This window comes from Nocardia niwae NBRC 108934 = DSM 45340 (assembly GCF_001613465.1).
Lineage (GTDB): Bacteria > Actinomycetota > Actinomycetes > Mycobacteriales > Mycobacteriaceae > Nocardia > Nocardia niwae.
The window spans coordinates 1-1,213 of sequence record NZ_BDCK01000012.1 but is presented as its reverse complement, the minus strand read 5'-3'; the positions used below and the strand labels follow the sequence as shown (position 1 = coordinate 1,213).

At 68.5% G+C, this 1,213-nt stretch carries 2 protein-coding genes and 1 pseudogene; all 3 read right to left on the bottom strand.

All coding sequences use genetic code 11. From position 1 onward, the window contains the following. Positions 1 to 4: 4 nt before the first annotated feature. Complete coding sequence (locus NNI01S_RS03750) at positions 5 to 361, bottom strand: hypothetical protein (protein ID WP_063017539.1); 357 nt, start codon at positions 359 to 361, stop codon at positions 5 to 7. A gap of 98 nt (positions 362 to 459) precedes the next feature. Beyond that, positions 460 to 990 (bottom strand): hypothetical protein, encoded by a 531-nt coding sequence (locus tag NNI01S_RS03745; protein ID WP_063017537.1) that lies wholly within the window; start codon positions 988 to 990, stop codon positions 460 to 462. A gap of 27 nt (positions 991 to 1,017) precedes the next feature. Continuing rightward, positions 1,018 to 1,213 (bottom strand): annotated as a pseudogene (locus NNI01S_RS35665) (hypothetical protein); the annotation flags it as partial.

The window sequence follows — 1,213 nt, the reverse complement described above, 5'->3', positions numbered from 1 at the left end:
GTGACTAGTTTCCCGCTCGCCCGAATCCGGTCAGGCGGGCGATCTCGTTGAAGATCTCGTAGTAGTCGTAGGCGGCGAAGTCGGGCACGTTCGCGGCGAGGCGCGCGAGCTGCACCGAGCCGAGCAATGCGACGGTGCCGCCGATGATGTTGTTCTGCGACAGCGGTGCCCACACCGTGACGGGGTGCCACTTCTGCGGGTCCGCGGGCACGGTGAGCTCGACACCGCGCCAGGTGAAAGAGACCGTCTCGACGCCCTCGGCCTCGCGCTGCGCGGCCGACTTGCGGGCCTCTGGGAAGTCCTGCGGCACGGGCGCGCCCGCGGGGCGGGCGGGGCGGCGACGGCGGTTCTGCTGCGACATGTGCGGGTTCCTCTCTATGTGTGCGGGTTCGGGTGGACGGAAGATGTTCGGCGGCGCGGGAACCCGCACGGAAACCGCGCCGCCGAACGGGGCGACCGCTATGCAGCGAGGTCGCCGGCCTGGCGGTCGAAGATGTCGCCCGCGCCATCCGCGAAGATCGCGATCTGGACCTCCCACTTGGTCGGGTCCGACTCGGTGCGGCCGTTCGAGGGGACCCACAGGCGAGCCCGCTTGGTGGTGAACAACCGCTCGCGATCCTCCAGGTCGGAGTCGGTTTCGAAGCACAGCCAGCGGTAGACCGGCTTCGGCATCGGAACCTTGGTGGCGGTGCTGCCGGGGGTGATCAGCTTGCGCGTCTCCGCGTTGTCCTCGAGCAGCGTCATCTTCCGAGCGACCTCGAAGTTCTTGCTGCCGAATTTGATCAGGCCAAGGCCCCAGCCGTAATGCTTGGACTCGGCAAGCGACCGGTCCTCGGGGAGACCGGCGTCGCCGTCGAGAATGCCGGTCTCGACCCACCCGACCGCGAGCGCGGTGTCGATGTCGGTCGGCAGCGCGGGCCGGGTGACGGCGTCGGACACGTAGACGCGCGCGTCCTTCCAGATCTTGACGTTGTCGGGATCGCGTGCCATTGGGCACCTCCTTATCGGCCAGCCCGTTCAGGCTGGGAGGGTTCGTGATTGGGCGCGCAGTGTGAAGCTCACGAGCTGCGCATTGGTGTTCGGGTCGCGTGCCTCGAGCAGGCCGGATGGCTCGGTGAGGGTGGCGACGCCGGGGACTCGCTGGGACATGAGCACCGAGAGGGCGGCCGAGGCGATATCGCGTGCACGGTCACGGCCATTCGCCCACACCGTG

Excerpts from the sequence above, each read along its gene's own strand:
- NNI01S_RS03750 (WP_063017539.1), bottom strand. The coding sequence starts at position 361 with ATGTCGCAGCAGAACCGCCGTCGCCGCCCCGCCCGCCCCGCGGGCGCG.
- NNI01S_RS03745 (WP_063017537.1), bottom strand. The coding sequence starts at position 990 with ATGGCACGCGATCCCGACAACGTCAAGATCTGGAAGGACGCGCGCGTC.